The organism is Vibrio sp. V39_P1S14PM300 (genome assembly GCF_009904765.1).
In the GTDB taxonomy this organism is placed as follows: Bacteria; Pseudomonadota; Gammaproteobacteria; order Enterobacterales; family Vibrionaceae; genus Vibrio; species Vibrio proteolyticus.
This window is the reverse complement of record NZ_WXWP01000263.1, coordinates 1-22295: the sequence shown is the minus strand read 5'-3', so window position 1 is coordinate 22295 and position 22295 is coordinate 1. Positions and strand designations below refer to the sequence as shown.

Genomic DNA, 22295 nt, shown 5'->3' with positions numbered 1-22295 from the left:
GGAGCAATGAAACTGGATGCGATGAAAGATCAGGCGCAGATGAACGCCGTGCTCTATCACGATAACAACGCACTAACCAATATCAAACACAGTCGCGACCACAAAGCGGCTCTGGAAACGGTGGCAGGTCAGTTTGAAGCCATGTTTTTACAGATGGTGCTGCGCCAGATGCGCAGTTCCAGCGATGTGCTGGCGGACAAAGACAGCCCGTTCTCCAGCCAACAGCACGGGGTGTTCCGCGACATGTACGATGGCCAGCTGGCCATCGAAATGGCGAAAAAACAACAGTCTGGCATTGCTGACATGTTGGTGAAGCAACTGAGTCCATCGATGGCAGAAGCGCAGTTCGACACTCGTGTTGCAGCACCGGCGAACGATGAACCACCACGTAATGAAGTGGAAGCAAGCTCACGTTTGGATGAGCATGAACAGAGTGAGCTGACTCAACTGATTAACTCCAGCGCTGAAGCGGTCGCCTCTGTTAAGCAACTGCTGCAACAAGTGAGCGTGACCAGCGCGTTTACCCAGCCGCTGATCCGAAAAATGGAGTTGTAAATGAACATCGTCAATATCGCCTTATCAGGCCTTAACGCCAACCGTGTCGCGCTGGATGTGACGGCACAAAACGTAGCCAACATCAATACTCCGGGATACAGCCGTCAGCAAGCACTGATGGCCTCGGTTACCGGCGCACGTTTCGATAAGCTGGATGCCGGTATGGGGGTCGAGGTCACCAGCATCCGTCGGGTCACCGATGAGTTTCTGATCAAGCAGACCTGGGCAACCGGCAGCGCGTCGTCTTACGCGTCCCGTTACACTTCCAACTTCAGCCAGTTGGAGAACACTCTGGGGGCGGACGGTTTTAGTCTGTCTGCGGGTCTGGATACTCTGTACGCGGCGTTGCATGACGCCACGGTGAAACCTGAGTCGATTCCCTTTCGTCAGCAGATCATCAATGAAGCAGAAGCGCTGGCGCGCCGTTTCAATACGCTGACCGAATCGATGCACAATCAGCATCGGGATCTGAGTGAACAGCGCGTGGCTGCGCTGTCGCACGCCAACAGCCTGATGGCCAACATTGCTGATGCGAACAAGCAAATCGTTGAACTCAAAGGCACAGGCGGTAACCCTGCTCAGTTGCTGGACACCCGAGATTTGTTGATTGGTCAGTTGTCGCAAGTGCTGGAAGTCAAAACCACCGCTCAGGCGGACGGTAGCCTGCAAGTTTCGCTGTCCTCTGGTCAGCCGCTGGTCATGGGCGGGGAATACGGGCAACTGACCGCGCAGCCTGACCCCAGCGACGCTTACATGGCGGATCTGCAGGTGGCCTTTGGCAATCAGACTTTCGCCATCAATGGCTCGGTCGGTGGTGAGCTGGGCGCAATGAACGATTACCAAAAAGAAGTGCTCAAGCCTTACCAGGTCTCCATTGATGAAATGGCCGCTGCGTTGGCAGATGAATTCAACGCGGTGCTGGCCACAGGTACGGATCTCAACGGCAACGTCGGTGCGCCGCTATTCAGCTATGACCCGGCTCATCCGGCGACCAGCCTCAACATCACCGAACTGGAGCCCGAGCAACTGGCTTTGTCAGGTGATGGCGCTCCGGGGAACAGTGACGTGTTGACGGCGCTGATTGCGCTTAGCAATAAGCCAGTCGCGATCAGTGGCTTTGGCTCGCTGACATTGAACGATGCATTCACCTCCATGGTTGGTGAAACGGCGATCAAAGCGCGTCAGGCCAGTTCTGATTACCAGGCCAAAAATGCTATGAATCAACAGGCGATAGCAGCACGCAACAACGTCAGTGCGGTGAACAGCGACGAAGAGGCGGCCAACCTGATGACCTTTGCCAATGCTCACAACGCCAACATGAAAGTGATCAGCACCGCGAACCAACTGTTCGACTCTGTGCTGCAACTGTTCTGATAAGCAGGAAAAACCTATGAGAATCAGTGATACTCAATTCAGTCAAATGATGCTGCAGAGTCTGCAGATCAACAATGCCGGTCTGGGGCAGGTACTCCAGCAAATGTCGACCGGTGATCGCCTGACCAAGTTGTCGGATGATCCGATGTCATCGATCAAACTGCTCAACCTTGACCGGGAAAACAGTGCGATTGGCCAATATAAAGATAACATCGCCAACGTAAAAACAACGCTGTCGAGCCAGGAAGTGTATCTGGATTCCGTCAGCGAAAGCTTGAAAAGTATGCGTGAACTGGTGTTGTGGGGAGCGAACGGCACGCTCACCGAAGAAGACCGTTCGGGTATGATTATTGAGCTGCAAAGTCTGCGTGACTCGGTGATGTCCTCTTTCAATGCTCAGGACGAAGAAGGCCACTTTTTGTTTTCGGGCACAAAATCCGATATACCCGCAGTATCTAACGGTGGCGGCAGCTATGTGATCGATGGGAATGCCGACAAGCGTGTGGTGACAGTCGCCAAAGGCGTCACGATGGAATCCAATATGACGGCCAAGGAAATCCTTGAACTGGGCGGTGGCGCCAACGTACTCAACCAGATTGATGTACTGGTAGCCGAATTTCAGGCACCGAGTCCAAATTTCCAGACCGAAGTTGCAAACACTCTGGATGCGATTGATGGTACGTTGGCGAATACGTTGACTGCGATGACAGAAATCGGCGGCCGCCACAACAACCTCGATCTGATGGATGGGGCGCATGCTGAAAATAAGCTGTTTGTCGATAAAGTCACCAGCGATTTATCGGCGTTGGATTACGCCGAAGCGTCGGTTCGTCTGAGCAATTACATGGCCGCTTTGCAGGCGACGCAGGCGAGCTACGTAAAAATCAACGATCTCAATCTATTTGACCGCATTTAAGGGCAAGGAACACAGATATGGCAATGAGTACCGTCGAGGTCCGTCCGCATAGTATCAGACTCACCGGACAGGAGCAGGCTTCAATTGCGCCGTCGCGCTCTGCGGACGACAGTACAGCGATTACCCAGCGCTATATAAAACCACAGACGGTGACCACGGCACCGTCGTATTCGATGTCGGGCGTGCTGGTGACTAAAGGCCAGCAGAGCGCAACAGCGGTGCAGATTGCCAGCCGCTCACTGCAGTACGTTGGTAAAGAGCTGACGACCATCAAACGCAGTCTGACGCAAGCGATGAACCAGGGCGCTCACAACACGCCGAACCTGAAAGAGAACCTCAGTCGTGCCAAGCACAATATTGAGCAGGTGTTGGACCAGTCTCGTTTTGATGGCAAACGCGTGGTGGACAATGAGCTGAAGCTTAAGCTGGATCAGGCGGATCTACGCCGCTTCTCTATCCCTGGCCTGAATGTGCATCGCCTGAGTGATCGCAGCGAGCAGATTCGTCTCGATTTTCCGCAGGGCAAGTCGGTGATGATTCAGTTTGATGGCCAGGCGGACAGTCAGCGGACTATCAAAATGCTTGACCGCAGCCTGATCCCAATGGGCATGCGCGCGTCACTGGCGCAAGATGGCACCATCGTATTTGAAGCGTCGGAAAAATCGTATCAGCAGATGCAGAAAAAAGTGCTGGTCACGGGGCAAGGGCACCGTTTTCCTGCCGGGCAGGCCAACGCGCTGAATCTGAAATCCGAGCCGGATGGCATCGCTGAATTGAGCTTTGATCTGAGTACTCGCGAAGGCGTTAAGCAGGGCATCGCCAAAGTTAATCAGCATTTACGCCAGGTGCAGACCGGGCTGGAACAGGCCAGAGATTTCCACTCAGAACTCACGGCTAATATGCAGACGCTGCGTCAGCAGACGCCTGTGATTTCCAACCGCGAAGTCAATCAGAAACTGGACGAACTGCACGCTTCAGCGGGTCAGTTCACTGCCACCTTCAAGGCATTGAATGCGCAGGCCAATGTCAAGCGTCACACCGTTGTTGCGTTGTTGAAATAGTACAATGTAGGCCAGTGTTCGTCGGACTGAATGACGGCTTAGCGCACCAACAAAAAGCACCCATTGTGACTGACAATGGGTGCTTTTTTATTGCTCCTCAAAACTCTTGTAACGCTCCACTAAGTAATCAATTAGAGCTCTGACCACGGGCAACTGTCCTCTGCGGGAAGGGTAAACGGCATGGATGATTTCTGCAGGCGCCGTCCAGTCGGGAAGTAACGAGATCAAAATATTGTCGCGCAGTTGTTCGGTCACCATCAGCGTTGGTAGCTGTACCACACCAACGCTCGCTAGCGCCGCATTTCTCAATGCCACCATATCCGTGGTGATCAAGCGGGGCTTATAGGCGATTTCCATGTTGCGGCCTTCGGGAGATTGCCAGTGCCATACGAACTGATGTTGAGCTTGGCCAACGCCCAAGCTGGGCCAGTTGGCCAAGTCACTCAATTGGTCTGGCGCGCCGTATTGACGGACTAAGGCTGGGCTGGCAACGAGGCGCAAGCTGCGCCTGGCCAATACCCTCATCACCAGTTCACTGTTCTCAATGGGCTCTGGCCGGACTCGAATGGCGACATCAATGCCTTCTGAGATCACATCCACACGGCGATTGGCTGCTTCCAGTACGATATTAACCTCTGGGTATTTCATCATGAAGTCGGCCAGCATGCAGCCAACATGGGCATGTAATAACGCAATAGGGCAAGTTAGCCGGATTGTCCCTCTTGGCTCAGATTTGAGTGAGTCGATGGCATTTTGAGCCGATTCGGCTTCGATCAACATCGCTTTACAGTGCTGGAAATATGTTTGTCCCACTTCCGTGAGGTGAAAGCTGCGGGTAGAGCGATAAATCAATTTGGTCTCTAAGCGTTCCTCCAGTCCGGCGACTCGTCGGCTTAGTTTGGATTTTGGGATTCCCAATGCCCGGCTTGCCGGGGCAAAGCCACCGTATTCACAAGCCTGAACAAAGTAATACAGATCGTTGAGGTCTTGCATTTTATTGTCCTATATATGGAACACTGATTCGCATTTTAGCAGTCTACCGGATTATTGTGCCAAATGTATTATCTGTATAGGCGTTGTACATGGAATAGGCCATCAACGCTGTTGTGAGTATCGTCAACCGAACAGCATCGCAGCGGATAGGAAATGGCTTTCTTACTGAGAGGCAGAAATCCTGTCTATTGTATATAAGGCAAACTATCACGCAGCGATGCCATCGGCGAAGACGGTATGTTTGCTGTGCAATCGATGAGGCAGGAACTGACATTATCCAGGTGATTGCAGACCTTAAATATGGTCGTTTAGGTGCGTGTCAATTCTGGCCCAAAATAGCGAAAACTTTATAGTTAAGGAGTCGAATATGGGCTTTAAATACAACCGTTTGGATAAAAACAATGCAGCGGTATTGTTAGTTGATCATCAGGCCGGTTTGTTATCGCTGGTACGGGATATTGAGCCTGATAAGTTTAAAAATAATGTATTGGCTCTGGCCGATATGGCTAAGTACTTCAATCTGCCCACCATTTTAACGACCAGTTTTGAGACTGGTCCAAACGGACCATTGGTTCCCGAACTGAAAGAGATGTTTCCTGATGCGCCTTATATTGCTCGTCCGGGACAAATCAATGCGTGGGACAACGAGGAGTTTGTTTCTGCTGTCAAAGCAACCGGTAAGAAGCAGCTGATTGTTGCCGGTGTGGTCACCGAGGTATGTGTCGCGTTCCCTGTGCTATCGGCTTTGGAAGAAGGGTATGAAGTCTTTGTGATCGCAGATGCGTCTGGCACATTCAATCCGATGACTCGTGACGCGTCTTGGGAGCGCATGTCTCAGGCGGGGGCTCAGATGATGACTTGGTTTGGCGCCGCTTGTGAGCTTCACAGAGACTGGCGCAACGATATTGAAGGCTTGGGCACGTTGTTCTCAAACCATATCCCGGATTATCGCAATCTTATTACAAGCTACACAACACTGGCTGGTAACTAAACACAGTGCTGGAAAGTCAGCTATTTTTAGGGGGAGTGATCCCCCTTTTTGCGTTAACGGAAAACGATGATGAGTAACCTGAATCAAGAGCTTGAACTGCCTTGCGGCGTGTCTGATGGTTGTGATGCGGTAAAAAAAATATTAACGCCCAAAGACAAAGATCTGGGTGGATTTTGCGTTCGCAGAACGATTCCGACCAAAGGATGCAGAAGCATTGGACCTTGGGTTTTCTTTGATCACATGGGGCCTGCAACCTTTGCGCCCGGACAGGGCGTTGATGTCAGACCTCACCCTCATATCGGTTTAGCCACGGTCACTTATTTGTTTGAAGGGGAGATGCTCCACCGTGACTCGCTGGGCACTGAAGCTCGGGTTCTTCCCGGTGACATTAATCTGATGGTGGCCGGTGATGGCATTGTGCACTCGGAGCGGCAACGACCGGAAATCAAAACCGCCAATAACACCTTGAACGGACTTCAGCTTTGGCTGGCTTTACCCAAAGAACAAGAGCAAACGACGCCGGCGTTTTATCACTATGATCAGGCACAGCTTCCCTTCATCCTGAATGACGGTGTGTCCATCAGGATCCTGATTGGTTCGGCTTATGGACGCACTTCGCCCGTCATGACGTACTCGCCAACACTCTATATCGAAGCGAGCATTGAGGCGGGAAGAACACTGGTGCTACCCGATGTGCCAGAACGAGGGGTGTACGTGGTTAGTGGTCATGTTCGTTTCAAGGATACGGAGCTGGAGGCGCACTCGATGGCCATTTTGGATGGCTCCTCTGGCGTGGAAGTCATGGCAACCCAAGACAGTGTGATTGCACTGGTTGGCGGCGAGGCCATAGGACCCCGTTACATGGAGTGGAATTTTGTTGCTACAGATAAGGCGCTGATTGACAGAGCAAAAGAGAATTGGAAAGCCGGTCATTTTGCCACGGTGCCTGGTGATGAAGATGAGTTTATTCCGTTTCCAGACTAGACGGTTTTGTCGGCCATCAGCCATCAATAATATGTGGCTACAGGTACTTATCTGAATGGTTGTGTTCGACAACCAAAAGCTTTGCCACCCGGTTCAAGCCTGTCACTTGAAGACCGGGTTTTGGCGTGTCCGTCTGGTGAATTAAAGGGAGAGAAAAAAGTGTGTTAAAACCAGAACGAAAAGATGACAGGGCGTATTGAGGCGCATTCTTTGTCTGCTAAACAGACGGTGTGAATGCCTGTCACTAAATCAGAAAGAAAAAGTACAGGAAGAAGGTAAACGCCAACAAGGTGGCTGAAAGGGTTGGGTAGATAATGTAGGAGTCCCGCTTACTGGTGCGTTGAAAGCACAGCGAGGACAGCAGCACGTTGTACAGAACCAGTAAGGTGCTGATACCAGTGCCGGCTCTGAGGGTCAGGTTTGCTAACTGGCTGAGAAACAGCGTCAGCAGGCAGTAATCAATCACGATTAGCCAGAGTAAGGCTTTCTGTAACCCATCTTTTTTTGGTGCGTCGCCAGAGTGTTGATACATAACTTGCTCGGATCTTCCATTAGTAACGAACAGGGTTGGGAGATTCACCGCCCTGTAGACAGGGCGGTAAAGGAAAGTCAGAGTCTCTGCTTAGAGATTCTGCAGGGTTTCCTCTGATTGCTTAGAGAGTATAGGATAGTTGATCGTCTCTTGACGAATAACTGGTTGATTAAACTGCGCCTTTTCCCTGGCTTTGAGTAACTCGCTGTCAGACTGCTGGCCAAACAAGGTTTCCAGAACCTCGGCTGCAGGCGTGGTCAGCACAAACAGTTCAATCCGGCGGTTTTCGCTCGCATCCGGCTCAGTTTCGTTGATCAGAGCACGGTCAGACATCCCAGCAACCTGCAAAACACGTTCTTCCGGCATGCCGCCTGAGACCAGCGTCTGCCGGGCAGCATTTGCACGGGAGGCGGAGAGTTCCCAGTTGGAGCGATTGCTGAAATGTTTTTTGAAGCGCGTGGAGTCGGTATGGCCACTGATGATCAGTGGGTTACTGACTCGCTTGAACACTGGCGCCAGCGCCAGCAACAGGTCTTCAAAAAACGGGGTCAGCTCAGCGCCGCCACGACGAAACATGTTCTGTTTGTAGTCGTCCTGAAGCACAATGCGCAGGCCTTGCGGTGTCACAGTGACGTTGACATTACCCTGAGCATTGATCTGACGCACCATCTCTTCCACAACTTTCGCCAGTACCGCCAGGCGTTCCTGTGTATCGAAGTTGCCCGGGATCAGCGAGTCCGACTCCGGTCCGTCACCATCACCACGGAAAAACGAGGTGACGGTGTGGTTTGAATCATGACGGCTGGGTACAGAAGACTCAGCCGCCAGATCAATCGGAGAGATACTTTGCGAGGTATCAAAGGGATTGCCATAGCTCTTGTCGAACACGCTGGAGCTGTGCAGGTGAGCGACGATCGCTTTACGCTCTTCTTTGTCCACCACCTGCATGACCCACAGCACAAGAAACAAGGCCATCAGCGCAATCATAAAATCGGCAAATGCGACTTTCCATGCGCCACCGTGAAGTTCATCGTGCGACTCTGATTTGCTGCGTTTGAACACCACATGTTCTTGTTTTTGCATTATCCCTCCTGTTCAGCCAGCCATTTCTCCATTTGGTTAAAGGTGGGTTTGATGTCTAGCTGAATATGTTTACGGCCCGCGTCAATTGCCAGCAGCGTTGGTTTTTTCGCGACGTAGGCAACCAGGGTTGCACGCACGCATTCAAACGCTGTCATGTTGCGCTTAACGCGCTGGGCCATAGCGTTACTTGCCGGATCCAGACAGCAGTAACACCCAAAAATCCCGATAAAGGTTCCCACGAGAGCAGCGGCAACGTGATAGCCAATCATGGCAATCGACCCATCAATCGCCTGCATGGTGATGATGATGCCACCCACTGCGGCCAGAATACCGAAGCCAGGCAGAGCCTCTGCTGTGCGCTGCATCGAGCGTGATGGCAGCAGCAGATCGGTCTGAATGGCGTCGATTTCCTGTTCCAGCAGTCCCTCTAATTCATGAGGCGACATTTGGCCCATAGCCATTAAACGCAAATTATCGGTAATAAAAGAGATCAGGCGGTGATCCGAGGCGATGTTCGGGTAAGCGAGGAAAATCGAGCTCTGTTCCGGTGTCTCAATGTGGCTGTCGAGTGATTTGAAGCCCTGGTTGCGTGCGGTTTCCAAGAGAATCTTCAGCACGGCCATCAGCTCCATGTAATACTCCTGTTCATCTTTCGGCTGAGTGATGATCATTTTCACCTGACGGCGCATCTCCTTGAGCACCTGAGGTGGGTTACCAATGATCAATGAACCGAGCGCGGCACCGCCGATGATCAGCAGTTCCGCGGGCTGCCAGATCGCGGCCAGGCTGCCGCCTGCCCAGACGTAGCCGCCAAAGACACATATCAAGACTGTAATTGCACCAAAAAACTTTTGCATCAGTGACTCCTAACTGGACAAGTATTGGTTAAGTTGTTTCAGCGCCTGCTTGTGCAACTGACAGATGCGCGGTGGCGTCAGCTCCAGAACCAGGGCGATTTCATGTAGGTTAAGTTCGTGCTGGTAAAACAGCGTCAGCAGCAGTTGGTCGCGCTTTGGTAGCCTGGTCAGCGCCTGATCGAGACTGCGACGGATTTGCTCGTGAGCCATACCGTCATAGTGGCTGTCAATATGGCTTTCGACGCCATTCTCAATCAATTGATCCAGGCTTTGCATTTCACCAGCCAGCGACGCATTCAGACGCGAGTAGTAGTCTCGGACGTCAGTACCGAGTGCTTTTATGATCTCCGCATCGGTGGGTTGACGTCCGAGCTTACGGGTCAGATCCCGGGTCACGTCGTTGAGTTCGTGGGCCTGCTGACGGGTTTTGCGAGAACGCCAGTCTAGGCGACGCAACTCATCCAGAATGGCGCCACGAATACGGCATACCGCAAACGCAGGGAAGTTGGCGTCGTCAATGTTGCCATACCGGCGTCCCGCTTCGAGCAGACCAATCAGCCCGATTTGCTGCATGTCTTCCACGCCGCAATGCGTGTTGGCGTGGGCGCGCAGTTGATTCACCACGCGCTTAACCAGGATCTGATGCTTTTGTAACAGGCGATTTTCATCGATAGGCACCGACGGTGAAACGATCTCCTCCGTGGCGTTGTAGCCTTCCTGTAAGTTCATATCCAACATAGAGGTGCTCCTTTACTGCACCACGTATTTGGTGAGCAGCACGTCATCGATGTCGCGAACAATGTCTGTTTTGGCGAAGGCCATCAGCAGAGTCTGTTTCACTTCATTTTGCAAATCGTCGATCGCGCCTTCACGCTGCAGATCGTCGAAGGATTTATCAGCAAACAGCTTGAGCAGCGAGTTGCGGACGACCGGCATGTAGTCATCAATGTCCTTGATGCGTTCCGGACGACGGGTTTCAACCGCCACTTCCAACATCACGAAGTGCGATTGTTTCTTGCCTTTGACACTCAGGACAATTTTATCCAGTGCGTGAAAGCTTGGCGTGTTGACGGGCTTAGGTTCTTCCGTCAGGAACGACAGGGAGGAGCCTTCAAAAAAGTCAGCGGAATCGTCCTGGCTGGCTTTTTTCAGATACCAGACACCACCCACGAGGGTAATGGCCGATACGAGGGCGCTGGTGACGATCATTGCGATGAAAGCGGCAATCAATTGTTGTTTGGTCATGACCTTATCCTCGTTATCAATCAGGCTTGGGTGTTCAGCCAGTGGTCAGAAGTAAATGTGTGAGAGTTGTCTTCACGCAGATCGCGCGCGGCAAATATGGTGGCCTGCTCGTCTGTTGGTGAATAGGGACTGGCTTGATCGTCTTGATCCGAACCGACATTAACGTCGACATGGACAAAGTTCTGATCCTGCAATTCGGCGCGCAGACGCTCGGAAACCTGCATCAGCGCTTCGCGGGTAGCACTGGCATTCGCGTTAATGTGAACACTGAGGCGATCGCCTTCCACCCGCACCAGCAGATCGAGTTTGCCCAGCTCTGGCGGATCCAGGCGGATTTTGGCTTCTTGCAGGTTCTGTTGCGCTTGCAAAGAGACTCTGTCGTGCAACACCTGCATCATCTGCTCGCCCCAGCGTCCGGCCTGAGTATCAATACGCACGCTGGCCCATTCTGCGGTCTGAGGGGCACTGGTTGCTGAGGCTGCGGTTGTGGCCGCGCTTTGCAGGGTGTGAGACTGAGCCGATGCGGCACCGGCCATTAGTGGTTGCGCCAATGGCTGAGACGAACCAGACGACAACACATCATTGCTCAGTGACGTCAGTTTGACTTGACTGGGCAGCTCGCTCACGGAAGCCGCTGCCTGGCTCTGGCGCAGCTCACTTGTTTGCGCTGTGACCGCCGTGTCTGCACGATGTTGATTCACCGCCGCGTGCTCGCCGTGGATCTTCATCTGGCCGAGACGTTCGTTGGCTGGTGCACTGGCGTGAAGCGGATTCCGTTCTGGAGTCGCAGCACTGGTCAGCCCGCTGAGCAGCAGAGTCAGAATGTCCTGTTGCGTGTCATCTTGCTGCGATTCGCCTGTTGAGTGCTCACCGTTTTGCGTGAACGACAATGCGGGATCCATCGCTGTCGATGGTTGGCCGAGACGAAATGCGCCGCTTGCTGGTGTCGATTCGCCGAACACTCGCGCTTCATGCACTTTGCCCGTTTCACCGCCCGCTGATTTCACCGCAGATGAGGCTAGGGTAGAGGTAGTGATCATGCGGTTACTCCATCGTCATCGCCAGTTGATATGCCATGGCACGCTCTTGCTGAGCGTTAACCTTGTTCATCTCCTGACGCAGTTCGCCGGTGGCCTTTTCCAAGGCGTCGAACGCCTCCTGATGAATGGCCTTAGCACGGGCAATTTCCGGTGCCAGTTGAGGATCGCTCAAATACGCTTTATGACTGGTCAGCAATTCGCGCAACTGTAAGTCGTAGCGCTTCAGGGCATGCCAGTCCTCGGTTTTGGTCGCAATTTGCATCAGCTTTGACAGATGACGAAATCGCTCGGGAGAGACTTTATGCGTGCTTGCCAAAACTTACCCATCCTTCTCGAATATTCGCCATTACTTTTTCGACATTGGCCAGTTTGTCGACGTCGTTCTGGACGCTGGCCTGGTAGAGCTCAATCTGGCAAAAGTCATACAACTGATGCAGATTCTGTGCGATTTCACCGCCGTTCTCTTCGTCCAGCGCACTGTCGAGACCGATCAGTATGTTCATGCATTTATTGATGCTGGTGCCTTTCTCGGCCAGACGAGTCGCGGCGATATGGCCGCGGGTTCGTTCGATTTCGTCAAGCAGGCCATCAATCAGCATCACCACTAACTGGTGAGGGTTAGCGGCGGCGGCCTGGGCATCCAGATCCACCTGCTGATATGAGTCGTAGCCGGAATCCATTAGCATAAGTACTTCTCCTGAATAGACTTACCCAAACATCGACATGGTTTGGTTCATCTGGGTCATTAGGGTGTTCATTTGAGTGAATTGTTTGAGATAGCGGTCGTACGCCATGTCGTATTTGCGTTCCAGGTTAGCTTGCTTGTCGTCGATGCGGCTGATGTTTTGTTTCAGGGCATCTTTGCGAGAAGAGAACAGGCCAGATGAAAACTTAAGGAACGGCTCCACCATGTCGTCAATGGAATCAAGCAGGTTACCGTCGCCGTTAAACATCGCCTCCAGCGCGGCGCCATTGTTGGATTGCGCTGCCTCAAACTTCTTCGCGTCCAGTTTCATTTTGCCGTTACGATCGATGCTGATGCCGGCTTCGCTCAGACGCATGCCGTTGTATTCACCACGTACCAAACTGGTCAGTTGGCTTTCGATCGAACGCAAAGTCGGGTCGCTCGCTAGAACGCCACGCGCTTTGTCTTCGCCACCGATGGAGGTGTACTCATCGATGGTCGACATCAGCGTGTTATAGGCGTCGACGAATTTGTTGACCTGCTCTTTGGTCGCTTCGTTATCGGCACCAATGGTCATGCCGATTGGGCTCTCGCCAGCCGTTTGCGCTTTGTTGACCGTGACATCCACCCCGTCAATCACACCCTTGAACGTGTTACTGGCGTTAGTCAGTTTCAGACCCGTGTCTTTCGCGCCCAGCCAGATGACAGCATCCTGAGGTGCGCTGATTTCATTGAGGTTGGTGAAGGCATCTTCAAACCAAGTGGCTCCCGTTCCTGAGGCAGACACGTTGATTTGGTTCTCGACACCGGTTTCTGTGCTGGACAACATGAAGTGGGTTTGGCCATTTGAGCGCACCAGCGTGGCGTTTACACCCGGGTTGTTGCTGTCGTTGTTGATGGTCGAAATCAGATCCGCCATGGTGGCTTTACCATCGCCGTCGCTATCGACCGTGGACAGATCCAGCGTCATGCTCTCACCGTTGATGGTGAACTCCAGCGTTCCTGTGGTCGGGATTTCGGTTGTGGCATCCAAGTCAGCCGGCATACTGGTTGAGACCTGGTGCGCGGTCGCGATCTGCTCTACGAAGATCTGGTAGTTGCCGACCAGAGCTTTCGCGTCAACGTTCGCCGACAAATACCCATCCTGAGACAAGGTGGCGGTATTTTTGATGATGCTGCTGGTACTGCTGTTCATTGCATCGACAGCAGAGCGGAAGTCGCGCAGTGCGCTTTCCACTTTACCCAGCGCGGTCAACTGCGACTGGTATTTGTCCGCCTGCATCTGGTAACGCTTCTGGAATGGTTGAACGTCATACGTGGCCAGTTGGGTGGCCATGTTAATTGGATCGAATGAACTCATCGGGTTGCTCCCTGTAACTCAGACTGATGACCCATCATCAGGCCGATTCATCAATCGTTAGTAATTGAATTGCTAAATCGCAAGATGTGTGCCAGTAATTAAAGTCTTTAAATTCAATGTATTAAGTTGTTTTTGTGTCAAAAGCGGAAGTGCTGCTTCCTAATGGGCAATTCCGCTTTTTCCTGAAAGGGCTGAACAACTTTCCTCTATAAGTAGGGCGACCGGAATGGACATAGAATTAAGCTGGGCCGCCGGGGCTGAGAGGGAAGCACAGGTATAAAAAAAGCCTCCCGAAGGAGGCTTTGCGTAACTGGAGTAGATAAGAATCAGGAGGCGTCTTAGCGAAGCAGAGACATTGCCATGCCTGGCAGCTGGTTAGTCTGAGACAGAACTGTAGTACCGGCTTGCATCAGCATCTGGTTCTTAGTCATGTTGGAAGATTCAACAGCGAAGTCTGCATCAGTGATACGGCCTTTCGCAGCAGATGTGTTCTCAACCATGTTGCCTAGGTTAACGATAGTGTGCTCTAGACGGTTGATGTTCGCACCAAAGCTTGAACGTACTGTACCGATTTGAGCCAGAACGCCTGCGTCACCATTTGCACCAGTCAACGTGTCCAGTGCAGTTTGTGCGCCCGCTTCAGTTGAAATGTCACCTAGAGCAAAAGCACCTGCAGCACCTACAGCTGTGTCCAGATTACCGATTTCAGTCGATACGTCGATAGCCAGTTGTTCACCTGAGTTAGTACCGATTTGGATGTTCACTGCGCCAGCCGCAAAACCTGTGGTCTGGAACATTTTCTGACCGCCGAAGTTGGTTGAACTCATGATGTTCGCCAGTTCTTCGTTCAGCTGTTGGTATTCGCTGTTCAGTGCAGTTTTATCTGCAGCAGAGGCTGAACCGTTTGATGCTTGAGTTGCCAGATCGTTCATACGGTAAACGATGTTAGTCATCTCATCCATCGCGCCTTCAGCGGTTTGCATCATAGAGATGCCGTCTTGTGCGTTACGCATTGCTACGCTCATGCCGCGAGTTTGAGACTCAAGACGGGTAGAGATTTGTAGACCCGCTGCGTCATCCGCTGCTGAGTTAATACGGTAACCAGTACTCAAACGCTCCATTGCAGTGTTCAGTAGGTTGTTTGTATTGCTTAGCGTGTTTTGAGTTACTAGTGAAGCGTAGTTAGTGTGCATAGATAAAGCCATCTTAGTCTCCTTGGTTTGCTAACTGTCTTTCAGGCTCTGGGAATTTCCCTGGTCACTAACTAGAGGCGGTTACTTGTTTGGCAGGATTTAATCGGGGTTGAAAAAAAATAGCGAATTAATGAAATTAGGTGGTTTTTGGTGATCTCAATTCCATTAATTCGCGTTTTTATTGGGGGTTAGCGACATTCCTCGTTGTCGGCTTCATCGAAAGAGCGGAAAGACACAGAGGTCGGAATATCACTGAAGTAACCAAAATAGTGGCTTGCACCCAGCAGCTTGCACTGGTTCAGCTCTATCTGACTGGCAACGCGTCCGGCGGTCCAGCTCAAACGGTGTTTACGCAGAAAACGTATAATGGGCAGAAAGCTACTGCGATCTTCTTTACTTTCCAGCGTAAAGGAGAGTTTGATCATGTCCGGTTTAAAGTCGGCGTAGGGCTCGAAGTGTTCGCCGGGCGCGCACAATTCGAACCACAACGCATAGGCGTTAGTACGAATTTGCTCTACCAGCTCGGTGCTGTCTGCCCGGGTAAAGTTTTCCGGTGTCATCTGCAGGGATGGAATCACATGGGCAAACGCATCCTGATGATGACGGAAAATCTGATGGAGAAATTCCAGCCCCGGCTCCCACAGCAAAGCACTCATCCGGATCGGCACAACCACGTTACTGATCAGATCCGGATGAAACGTTTCCATTTGAAAGCGTGTCTGGCGCAGCGCCAGATAGAGACTGTACAGATCCAGGCAGTACTGCATGGTCTGTGACAGGTCAAACTGATACACACTCTGCTCACTGCGGTTGCCAAAGCGCAGAGTGAGGTGTTGATACTCCACTTCACCGCTGTACGCATCACGAATCGCCTGACAGGCGTGTCGGACATCATTTTGCAGAAAAGCTTCAAAGATAATTTTGTCGTCATCCGTGACGACATATTGTTCAATCAGTTCGCGCAAGTAATGATACATTGCCTGATTTGATATAAGACTAGCCAAGGTTTCCTACCACGTTGATTTGTTTGTTTTCTGGGATTTCATTGTAAGACAAGACCGCCAGACCCTGTGTGAAACTGCGGGCATAACGGGCAATTAAAGGTCTGAGTTGCGGCATAACCAACAAAATCGGCGCCAGACCCTGTTGTTTGAGTTGTTGGCGGATCAACGGCAGGTTCTGTTGGAACTGACTCAGAATATTCGGTTCAATAGGGAAGCTGTCCAGCATCACTGCGCCGCTGGCCTGAGCCTGCTGCAGTGAGGTCATCAGCATTTGCTCAAGCTCATCCGACAATGCATAGACACTGATTTCGTTTTTCTGGCCGGCAATCAGGTTGACCAAAGTGCGGCGCAGCGCGCAGCGGACATCGGCGGCGAGCAGAATGGGGTCTTTGGTGTTTTCCGATGACTCCAACATGGTGTTGGCAATGGTACGGATGTCTTTCAGTGGTACCTGATCCAGCAGCAGCTGACGGTAAACTTTGAGCTGCTGCGCCGGATTCAGCGCGGCGCCCAAGGCTTCGGCCAGTTTCGGAGCCTGTTGAGTAAGGCGCTGATTCATGGCTTCTACGTCATCGTGATTAAACAATTCTGCTAGGTGCGACTTCATGACTTTGCTGATATGCGTTGCGATCACTGTGGCGTCGTCCACCACTTGATAACCCATATTGAGCGCTTTCGCTTTGTCGTTGTGCTCAATCCAGACTGCCGGCAACTGATAAGCGGGATCGCTGCCGAGAATGCCGTCGACTTCGCCGTAGGTGTCACCGACCGCAATTGCCATCAGACGTTCAGGTTCAATAAAGCCCTGCTCAATCACTTCACCGTTAAGCGACAGTGTGTACTGGTTCGGTTTGAGGCTCAGATTATCGCGAATACGCACTTCCGGTAGCAGGAAGCCGACCTGTTCCGATAAGTTACGTCGGACACCGCGGATACGTTGGGTCAGCGGGGCACCTTGCTCTTTGTTCACCAGGTGAACCAATCGGTAGCCCAAAGCCAGCGATAGCGTATGCACGTGGGGAATGTCTTCCCAGGTCAGCGGGGCATCGTCGTCCTGCATCGCCTGTGACAGGGCTTCCACTTCTTCGATTTGCGGATCGTGAACCGGCTTTTTGCTCTGACGCCAGCCCGCAAAGGCGAGCGCCGCTGCAAAGGTGAAGAATGCCAAGTGAGGCATACCCGGAACCAGGCCGATTACCAGCATAATGGTTGCAACGGTGAACAGTGTGGTCGGGGTGGCCAGCAGTTGCTTGTGCATGGTCTCCGACATGCCATTATCGCTGTCGTTAATGCGGGTAACGATGATAGCAGCAGCTGTCGCCAGCAGCAGGGACGGAATCTGAGCAACCAGACCGTCACCGATGGTCAGCAAAGCATAAGTTTTAAACGCTTCAGACGCGGGCAGGCCGTGCTCAAACACACCAATGCTGATACCGCCGATGATGTTGATGAACAGGATCATCAAGCCGGCAACGGCATCGCCGCGCACAAATTTGGACGCACCATCCATTGAACCGTGGAAGTCTGCTTCATTGGCCACTTCACGGCGGCGTTGGCGGGCCGTCTCCTGATCGATAAGACCAGCGTTGAGGTCGGCATCGATGGCCATCTGCTTACCCGGTAAGGCATCCAGGGTAAAACGTGCCGATACTTCGGAAATCCGTTCGCCACCTTTGGTGATCACCACAAAGTTAATGATCATCAGGATGACGAAAATGACCATACCAACCACATAGTTACCGCCGATCACCACTTCACCGAACGCCTGAATGACTTTACCGGCGGAATCGCCGCCGTTGTGGCCTTCCAGCAGAACAATACGGGTCGACGCGACGTTGAGCGTCAAGCGGAGCAGGGTTGCAACCAACAGAATGGTCGGGAATATCGAGAAATCCAGCGGGCGTTTAGCTGTGGTACTGACCAGCAGAACCAGAATGGCCAGGACGATGTTAAAAGTAAACAGCGCATCCAGCAGCAAGGGTGGCAATGGCAGGATGACCATGGCCAGAACCATCAACAACACAATCGGTATCCCGATGTAGCCTTTGGTCGACGACTGAATTTGTTTCAAGCGATTAAGCATGCTTTCTTATCCTTGGGTTAATGCTGGTTAATCAGTGCTGCAGGTGCTTAGGAATCGAAAAGTGTGGCAAGGGCAGTGGTTGCTCACCTTCGCCTTTGCGAAACGATTTAAGCTGCAGGACGTAAGTCAGAATGTGGGCCACGGCGATGTACAACTGGCTCGGAACGGCCTGTTCAATCGCGGTGGTGTGATAAATGGAACGCGTCAGCGGCGGCGAGTTGATGATTTCCACCTGATTTTCACGCGCGATACGCTGAATGTGCATCGCGGTTTCATCCACGCCTTTGGCGACCACAAACGGCGCATCCGACAGGGATGGGTCGTACTTAAGTGCCACTGCGTAATGCGTCGGGTTGGTGATCACTACGTCAGCGGTGGGCACCATTTTGTCGATACGCCGGCGGGCAAACTGCTGTTGGATCTGGCGAATGCGTTGTTTTACTTCCGGACGGCCTTCGTTGTTTTTGTATTCCTCTTTGAGCTCTTGTTTGGTCATCTTGAGCTCTTTGAGGTGCTCCCAGCGCTGATAAGGAATATCTATTACCCCGAAAATCAGCAGAGCCACGCCCATCAACAGCAGACCTTCGAACAGAATGGTCATGATCAGGCTGACTCCCTGACTGAGTGGCAGGCGTTGCATGCCGAGCAGTGGCTGGAGGTGATTGTCCAGGTAGCCGTACAGCACCGCAAAAATCACACTCACTTTGAGGGTAGATTTCAGAAGCTCAACCAGAGAGCGGGTTGAGAACATCCGCTTGAGGCCATTGAGCGGGTTGAGCTTACTCAGCTTAGGTTGCACGTTGGCCGGACGGAACATCCAGCCGCCGAGAATCAGCGAACTGGCGACCGCCACCACGATGATGACCACAAACATCGGCAATAGCATTTCGAGAACGATGCCGAGGCTGTGGCCGAGCTGTTCAACCATTTTTTCCGGTGTCGCCAGATCTTGTTTAGTCAGCGCCATATTGAAACGGAATACCCCGGAGATACTCTGCCAAATGGTGGCTAACTGGCTGTAGAAGTAGATCGCCACCGCGAGGAAAATGACCGCAGCGGTAAACTCTTTGGCTCGGGGAATCTGGCCCTGTTCGCGGGCTTTTTTGACCTTCTGGGGGGAAGCCTTTTCGGTTTTGTCCTGAGACGATTGTTCGCTCATGCGCCCCCCAGCATAAAGGTATTCAGATAGTTGAGTGTATCGTGCACCAGTGCCGTGTACCGGCTTGGCACTCCGGACACAGAGATCAGCACACTAAAGAGGCCGAGCAGCATGGTCATCGGAAAGCCGAGTGCGTAGACGTTGAGTGCCGGTGCTGCGCGGTTCATGACGCCAAAACTGATGTTAGCCAGCAGCATGGAAACAATCGCCGGCAGGGCCAGTGCCAGTGAGGAAGCAAACATCCAGCCGAAGATCGACACAACGCCTTGCAGTGAAAGCATGGTGATCCCGGATCCGACCGGCCAGATGGTGAAGCTTTGAATCAGAATATCAATGACCAGCAGGTGCCCCTCCAGTGCCAGAAACAGCAGCGTGCTGAAAATCAGGAAAATCCGGCCAAGAATCGCCACCGACATGCCATTGACCGGGTCGTTCATCATTGCCATACCGAGGCCCATCTGTAACGAAACAATCTGCCCCAGCGTGGTGAAAATGCTGAACAGCATATGCAGGATAAGCCCGAACATTAGGCCCCAAACCGCTTGTTCAAAGGCCAGGTATAGGGAAGTCATTGAAAACAGGTCAACGGCGGGCATGGCGGGCATCAGCGGCGCGGTGATCACCACCAGAGATAAGGCGAGCAGGCTACGAACCCAAAGTGGGATCAGCGCGTCACCAAAAAATGGCATCGAAAGAAACACCGCACCAACGCGAAAAAACGGCCACCAAAGTTGGCCCAACCAAGCAGAGAGCTCGGCAAAGGTCAGTGCCATCAGCCGATCATCCCCGGAATGTTATGGAACAGGTAGTCGAACAGGTCCATGATTTTTTGCAGCATCCAATGGCCGGCGAAAATCACCATGAGCAAGGTAACCATCAGACGCGGCAAGAAGCTGAGTGTCTGTTCGTTGATTTGTGTGGCAGCCTGGAAGATAGCAATGCCCAGACCGACAATCAGTCCGGGCACCACCAGGACGCCAACCATGGTAATGATCAGCCACACGGCATTGGAAAACAGAGTTACGGTTAACTCAGGGGTCATGAGGTCCTCCGTTTAGCCGAAACTGGCGCTTAAAGTGCCGACAGTCATGGCCCAACCGTCCACCAGGACGAAGATCACCAACTTAAACGGCAGCGAAATGATCAGCGGGGAAAGCATCATCATCCCCATTGCCATCAGCACACTGGCGACCACCAGATCAATGATCAGAAAAGGAATGAAGAGCATAAAACCAATCTGGAATGCGGTTTTCAACTCGCTGATGACAAATGCAGGCAGTACCACCGCAAACGAGATGTCCTCAACATTCTGATCAAGCGGTCCGTTGGCAATTCGCAACATCTGCTCCAGTGAACTCTGTTGCGTTTGTGCCAGCATGAAATGGCGAATGGGTTTTTCCGCCACCGAAAACGCCTGGATCAGCGTGATTTCTCCGTTGTCGTAAGGCTGGAACGCATTTTGATAAATGTCGCTCCAAACCGGGCGCATGATCAGCAGCGTCAGCGTCAGTGCAATGCCAACCAGAACCCGGTTGGGCGGGCTCTGTTGTAAGCCAAGTGCCTGGCGCAATATCGCCAGTACGACGATAATCCGGGTAAAACTGGTCGCCATGAGAATGAATGCGGGCAGGAAACTCAGCGCGGTCATCAGCAGCAAAATCTGCAACTTGACGCTGTATTCCTGTTCGCTCTGGCCGTCGGTGACGGAGAGTATGGTCAGTCCGTTATCGGCTGCCAGCGTCGGCATGGCAACCAGCGTCAACGCCAACAGCAGGGCAGGCATCCATGCCCATGGGGAACGCAGTTTTTCCATCTGAATTGAACCTTACTGACCAACCGACGTCAGTGCTGAATCCAGCACATCGATCAGGCGCAGACCGTATTTTTCATTGACCACAACGACTTCAGCATGCCCCATCAGTGAACCATTGACTTTGACGTCCAGCGGCTCACCGTTGAGTTTGTCGAGTTCAATGACACTGCCTTCGCCCGCTTTCATCAAATCGCCCAGTGCAATCTCTTTGCTGGCTACTTCGAGAGTAACCGTCACTGGAATATTTTTGAAAAAGCTCAGGTCGCGTTCCGGGCGCTCAGCCGCTTCAGTCGCGACGTCGCCGGAGAAGTCTTCCAGTTGAAAATCATCAAAGTTCAGCTCTTCACCATCAAAGGTGTTGTTTTCAGGTGATTCACTCATCGTAGCGATTCCTTATCGTCGTTCAAAATTAATACAAGTTGTCCTTCCTGTTCGGCCACGCGGCCGGTAAACAGGCGTTCATTGCCAATGCTGACTGGCACCGTGCTCAGCAGCTCAATTGGCATAATGTCGTTGGGAGCCAGATTCAACACATCACTGAGTGGCAGGGTTTTCTTGCTCAGCAGAACATTCAGTTTTACCGGTGCCGACTCCAGTGCGTGACAGAACGGATCGTGCAGATCGTCCTGTTGATGCAGATCGAGCTGGTCAATCAGGGTCTGAATTAACTGGCTGTCAAAAACCATCGTCAGCGTGCCGCTGTGTTCACCAAAATGAATATCCAGTGTGGTTTTCAGGCCAATCCCGTAGCTGAGCTCGAAATCGCTGTTACGCCACATATCGCCTGGAGCAATCCAGTCAATGATGTGACGAGTCATGCGTTCTTGCAGGCGCAGGTCACTGCTGGTCAGTGTGCCTTTGCTGCGCTCAAGGTCAGCGTTGTAAAAGCGATCAGCCAGTTTAATCAGCAGCGGAGTGTCGCAATAGACGTACACGAGACCGCCTTGTTGGTGCCGACATACCGACGTCAGTGACTTATCCATCTCTAGCGGAGCGAGAGTGTGTAAGCTCACCTGATTAAAAACGACTTCGATTTGATTCGTATTTAGCCAGTGTTGTAACTCGTTCACTAAACAGTGACTGGAGTCCTGAATAATGTTTTCTAGTTTATCTCTGACAATATGAATCGGTTTTCCGAGCAACTCAACGCTAAGTGGTTTTGGCTCAGAAATAGATTTATGGATCTGTGGTTCCATGTGTATTTTACCGTTTCTTAACAATTACGAACTATTTCGTTTTAATGCGGCTAGTCTACACAGACTTTTTTATTGTTTTTTAGTTTCTAATTTTAAGTTTGTGACTTTAGTTCACATGTTGATTTGAACTTCAAGAATTGGTCTTCAAATAAATATCGAAAGGAGTTAGCT

At 52.0% G+C, this 22295-nt stretch carries 25 protein-coding genes; 6 read left to right on the top strand and 19 right to left on the bottom strand.

Annotated elements, in window-relative coordinates:
- The first annotated feature begins 6 nt into the window (after positions 1-6).
- The 4 genes from CAG65_RS13450 to CAG65_RS13435 are packed head-to-tail and all read left to right on the top strand — an operon-like array spanning position 7 to position 3906.
- Positions 7-555, top strand: coding sequence for a rod-binding protein (locus CAG65_RS13450; protein ID WP_161453974.1), 549 nt, complete (start codon positions 7-9; stop codon positions 553-555).
- Positions 556-1929 carry a flagellar hook-associated protein FlgK gene (gene flgK, locus CAG65_RS13445; protein WP_021704234.1) on the top strand — a complete coding sequence of 458 codons (1374 nt, stop codon included), beginning with the start codon at positions 556-558 and terminating at the stop codon, positions 1927-1929.
- 16 nt (positions 1930-1945) lie between these two features.
- Complete coding sequence (gene flgL / locus CAG65_RS13440) at positions 1946-2845, top strand: flagellar hook-associated protein FlgL (RefSeq protein ID WP_021704233.1); 900 nt, start codon at positions 1946-1948, stop codon at positions 2843-2845.
- Positions 2846-2862: 17 nt separating this feature from the next.
- The gene (locus CAG65_RS13435; protein WP_161453973.1) at positions 2863-3906 is read left to right on the top strand and encodes a flagellin; all 1044 of its coding nucleotides are present in this window, start codon (positions 2863-2865) and stop codon (positions 3904-3906) included.
- Between the two features lie 87 nt (positions 3907-3993).
- Here CAG65_RS13435 and CAG65_RS13430 read toward each other — a convergent pair whose 3' ends face one another.
- Complete coding sequence (locus CAG65_RS13430) at positions 3994-4899, bottom strand: LysR family transcriptional regulator (RefSeq protein ID WP_161453972.1); 906 nt, start codon at positions 4897-4899, stop codon at positions 3994-3996.
- Between the two features lie 367 nt (positions 4900-5266).
- Between CAG65_RS13430 and ycaC the strand changes: the two genes are divergently transcribed.
- Together ycaC and CAG65_RS13420 are read left to right on the top strand one after the other, a co-directional pair.
- Positions 5267-5890 (top strand): isochorismate family cysteine hydrolase YcaC, encoded by a 624-nt coding sequence (gene ycaC / locus CAG65_RS13425; RefSeq protein WP_021704230.1) that lies wholly within the window; start codon positions 5267-5269, stop codon positions 5888-5890.
- A 66-nt stretch (positions 5891-5956) separates the two neighbouring features.
- A complete protein-coding gene (locus tag CAG65_RS13420) occupies positions 5957-6874 on the top strand; it encodes a pirin family protein (RefSeq protein ID WP_021704229.1) in 918 nt (305 codons plus the stop codon).
- A 244-nt stretch (positions 6875-7118) separates the two neighbouring features.
- Here CAG65_RS13420 and CAG65_RS13415 read toward each other — a convergent pair whose 3' ends face one another.
- The 18 genes from CAG65_RS13415 to CAG65_RS13330 form a co-directional block, all read right to left on the bottom strand.
- Positions 7119-7406 (bottom strand): hypothetical protein, encoded by a 288-nt coding sequence (locus tag CAG65_RS13415; protein ID WP_021704228.1) that lies wholly within the window; start codon positions 7404-7406, stop codon positions 7119-7121.
- 90 nt (positions 7407-7496) lie between these two features.
- Complete coding sequence (locus tag CAG65_RS13410) at positions 7497-8489, bottom strand: flagellar motor protein MotB (RefSeq protein ID WP_161453971.1); 993 nt, start codon at positions 8487-8489, stop codon at positions 7497-7499.
- Positions 8489-9346, bottom strand: coding sequence for a flagellar motor stator protein MotA (motA, locus tag CAG65_RS13405; protein ID WP_021704226.1), 858 nt, complete (start codon positions 9344-9346; stop codon positions 8489-8491). The genes CAG65_RS13410 and motA overlap by 1 nt, the downstream gene beginning before the upstream one ends.
- Before the next feature lie 9 nt (positions 9347-9355).
- Positions 9356-10084 carry a FliA/WhiG family RNA polymerase sigma factor gene (locus tag CAG65_RS13400; RefSeq protein WP_161453970.1) on the bottom strand — a complete coding sequence of 243 codons (729 nt, stop codon included), beginning with the start codon at positions 10082-10084 and terminating at the stop codon, positions 9356-9358.
- Positions 10085-10096: 12 nt separating this feature from the next.
- On the bottom strand, positions 10097-10591 hold the full coding sequence (locus CAG65_RS13395) for a flagellar basal body-associated FliL family protein (RefSeq protein ID WP_161453969.1): 495 nt from the start codon (positions 10589-10591) through the stop codon (positions 10097-10099).
- Between the two features lie 20 nt (positions 10592-10611).
- Entirely contained in the window at positions 10612-11631 is a 1020-nt protein-coding gene (locus CAG65_RS13390) for a flagellar hook-length control protein FliK (RefSeq protein ID WP_161453968.1), read from the bottom strand.
- 4 nt (positions 11632-11635) lie between these two features.
- Complete coding sequence (locus CAG65_RS13385; protein ID WP_021704222.1) at positions 11636-11947, bottom strand: hypothetical protein; 312 nt, start codon at positions 11945-11947, stop codon at positions 11636-11638.
- A complete protein-coding gene (gene fliS, locus CAG65_RS13380) occupies positions 11931-12317 on the bottom strand; it encodes a flagellar export chaperone FliS (RefSeq protein WP_161453967.1) in 387 nt (128 codons plus the stop codon). The genes CAG65_RS13385 and fliS overlap by 17 nt, the downstream gene beginning before the upstream one ends.
- 21 nt (positions 12318-12338) lie before the next feature.
- Positions 12339-13676 carry a flagellar filament capping protein FliD gene (gene fliD, locus CAG65_RS13375; RefSeq protein ID WP_021704220.1) on the bottom strand — a complete coding sequence of 446 codons (1338 nt, stop codon included), beginning with the start codon at positions 13674-13676 and terminating at the stop codon, positions 12339-12341.
- A gap of 338 nt (positions 13677-14014) precedes the next feature.
- Positions 14015-14881 carry a lateral flagellin LafA gene (gene lafA / locus CAG65_RS13370; protein WP_161453966.1) on the bottom strand — a complete coding sequence of 289 codons (867 nt, stop codon included), beginning with the start codon at positions 14879-14881 and terminating at the stop codon, positions 14015-14017.
- A 176-nt stretch (positions 14882-15057) separates the two neighbouring features.
- Positions 15058-15873 (bottom strand): diguanylate phosphodiesterase, encoded by an 816-nt coding sequence (locus CAG65_RS13365; protein WP_161453965.1) that lies wholly within the window; start codon positions 15871-15873, stop codon positions 15058-15060.
- Positions 15866-17956: a flagellar biosynthesis protein FlhA gene (gene flhA / locus CAG65_RS13360; protein WP_021704217.1), complete on the bottom strand. Its 2091-nt coding sequence runs from the start codon at positions 17954-17956 to the stop codon at positions 15866-15868. Before flhA ends, CAG65_RS13365 begins: the two co-directional genes overlap by 8 nt.
- Positions 17957-17987: 31 nt before the next feature.
- Positions 17988-19115 carry a flagellar biosynthesis protein FlhB gene (gene flhB / locus CAG65_RS13355; protein WP_161453964.1) on the bottom strand — a complete coding sequence of 376 codons (1128 nt, stop codon included), beginning with the start codon at positions 19113-19115 and terminating at the stop codon, positions 17988-17990.
- Positions 19112-19888 (bottom strand): flagellar biosynthetic protein FliR, encoded by a 777-nt coding sequence (gene fliR / locus CAG65_RS13350; RefSeq protein ID WP_021704215.1) that lies wholly within the window; start codon positions 19886-19888, stop codon positions 19112-19114. The genes flhB and fliR overlap by 4 nt, the downstream gene beginning before the upstream one ends.
- Entirely contained in the window at positions 19888-20157 is a 270-nt protein-coding gene (gene fliQ, locus CAG65_RS13345; RefSeq protein WP_021704214.1) for a flagellar biosynthesis protein FliQ, read from the bottom strand. The genes fliR and fliQ overlap by 1 nt, the downstream gene beginning before the upstream one ends.
- 12 nt (positions 20158-20169) lie before the next feature.
- Entirely contained in the window at positions 20170-20928 is a 759-nt protein-coding gene (gene fliP, locus CAG65_RS13340; protein WP_161453963.1) for a flagellar type III secretion system pore protein FliP, read from the bottom strand.
- A 12-nt stretch (positions 20929-20940) separates the two neighbouring features.
- Positions 20941-21309 carry a flagellar motor switch protein FliN gene (gene fliN, locus CAG65_RS13335; RefSeq protein ID WP_021704212.1) on the bottom strand — a complete coding sequence of 123 codons (369 nt, stop codon included), beginning with the start codon at positions 21307-21309 and terminating at the stop codon, positions 20941-20943.
- The gene (locus tag CAG65_RS13330) at positions 21306-22124 is read right to left on the bottom strand and encodes a FliM/FliN family flagellar motor switch protein (RefSeq protein ID WP_161453962.1); all 819 of its coding nucleotides are present in this window, start codon (positions 22122-22124) and stop codon (positions 21306-21308) included. Before CAG65_RS13330 ends, fliN begins: the two co-directional genes overlap by 4 nt.
- Between the last annotated feature and the right edge of the window lie 171 nt (positions 22125-22295).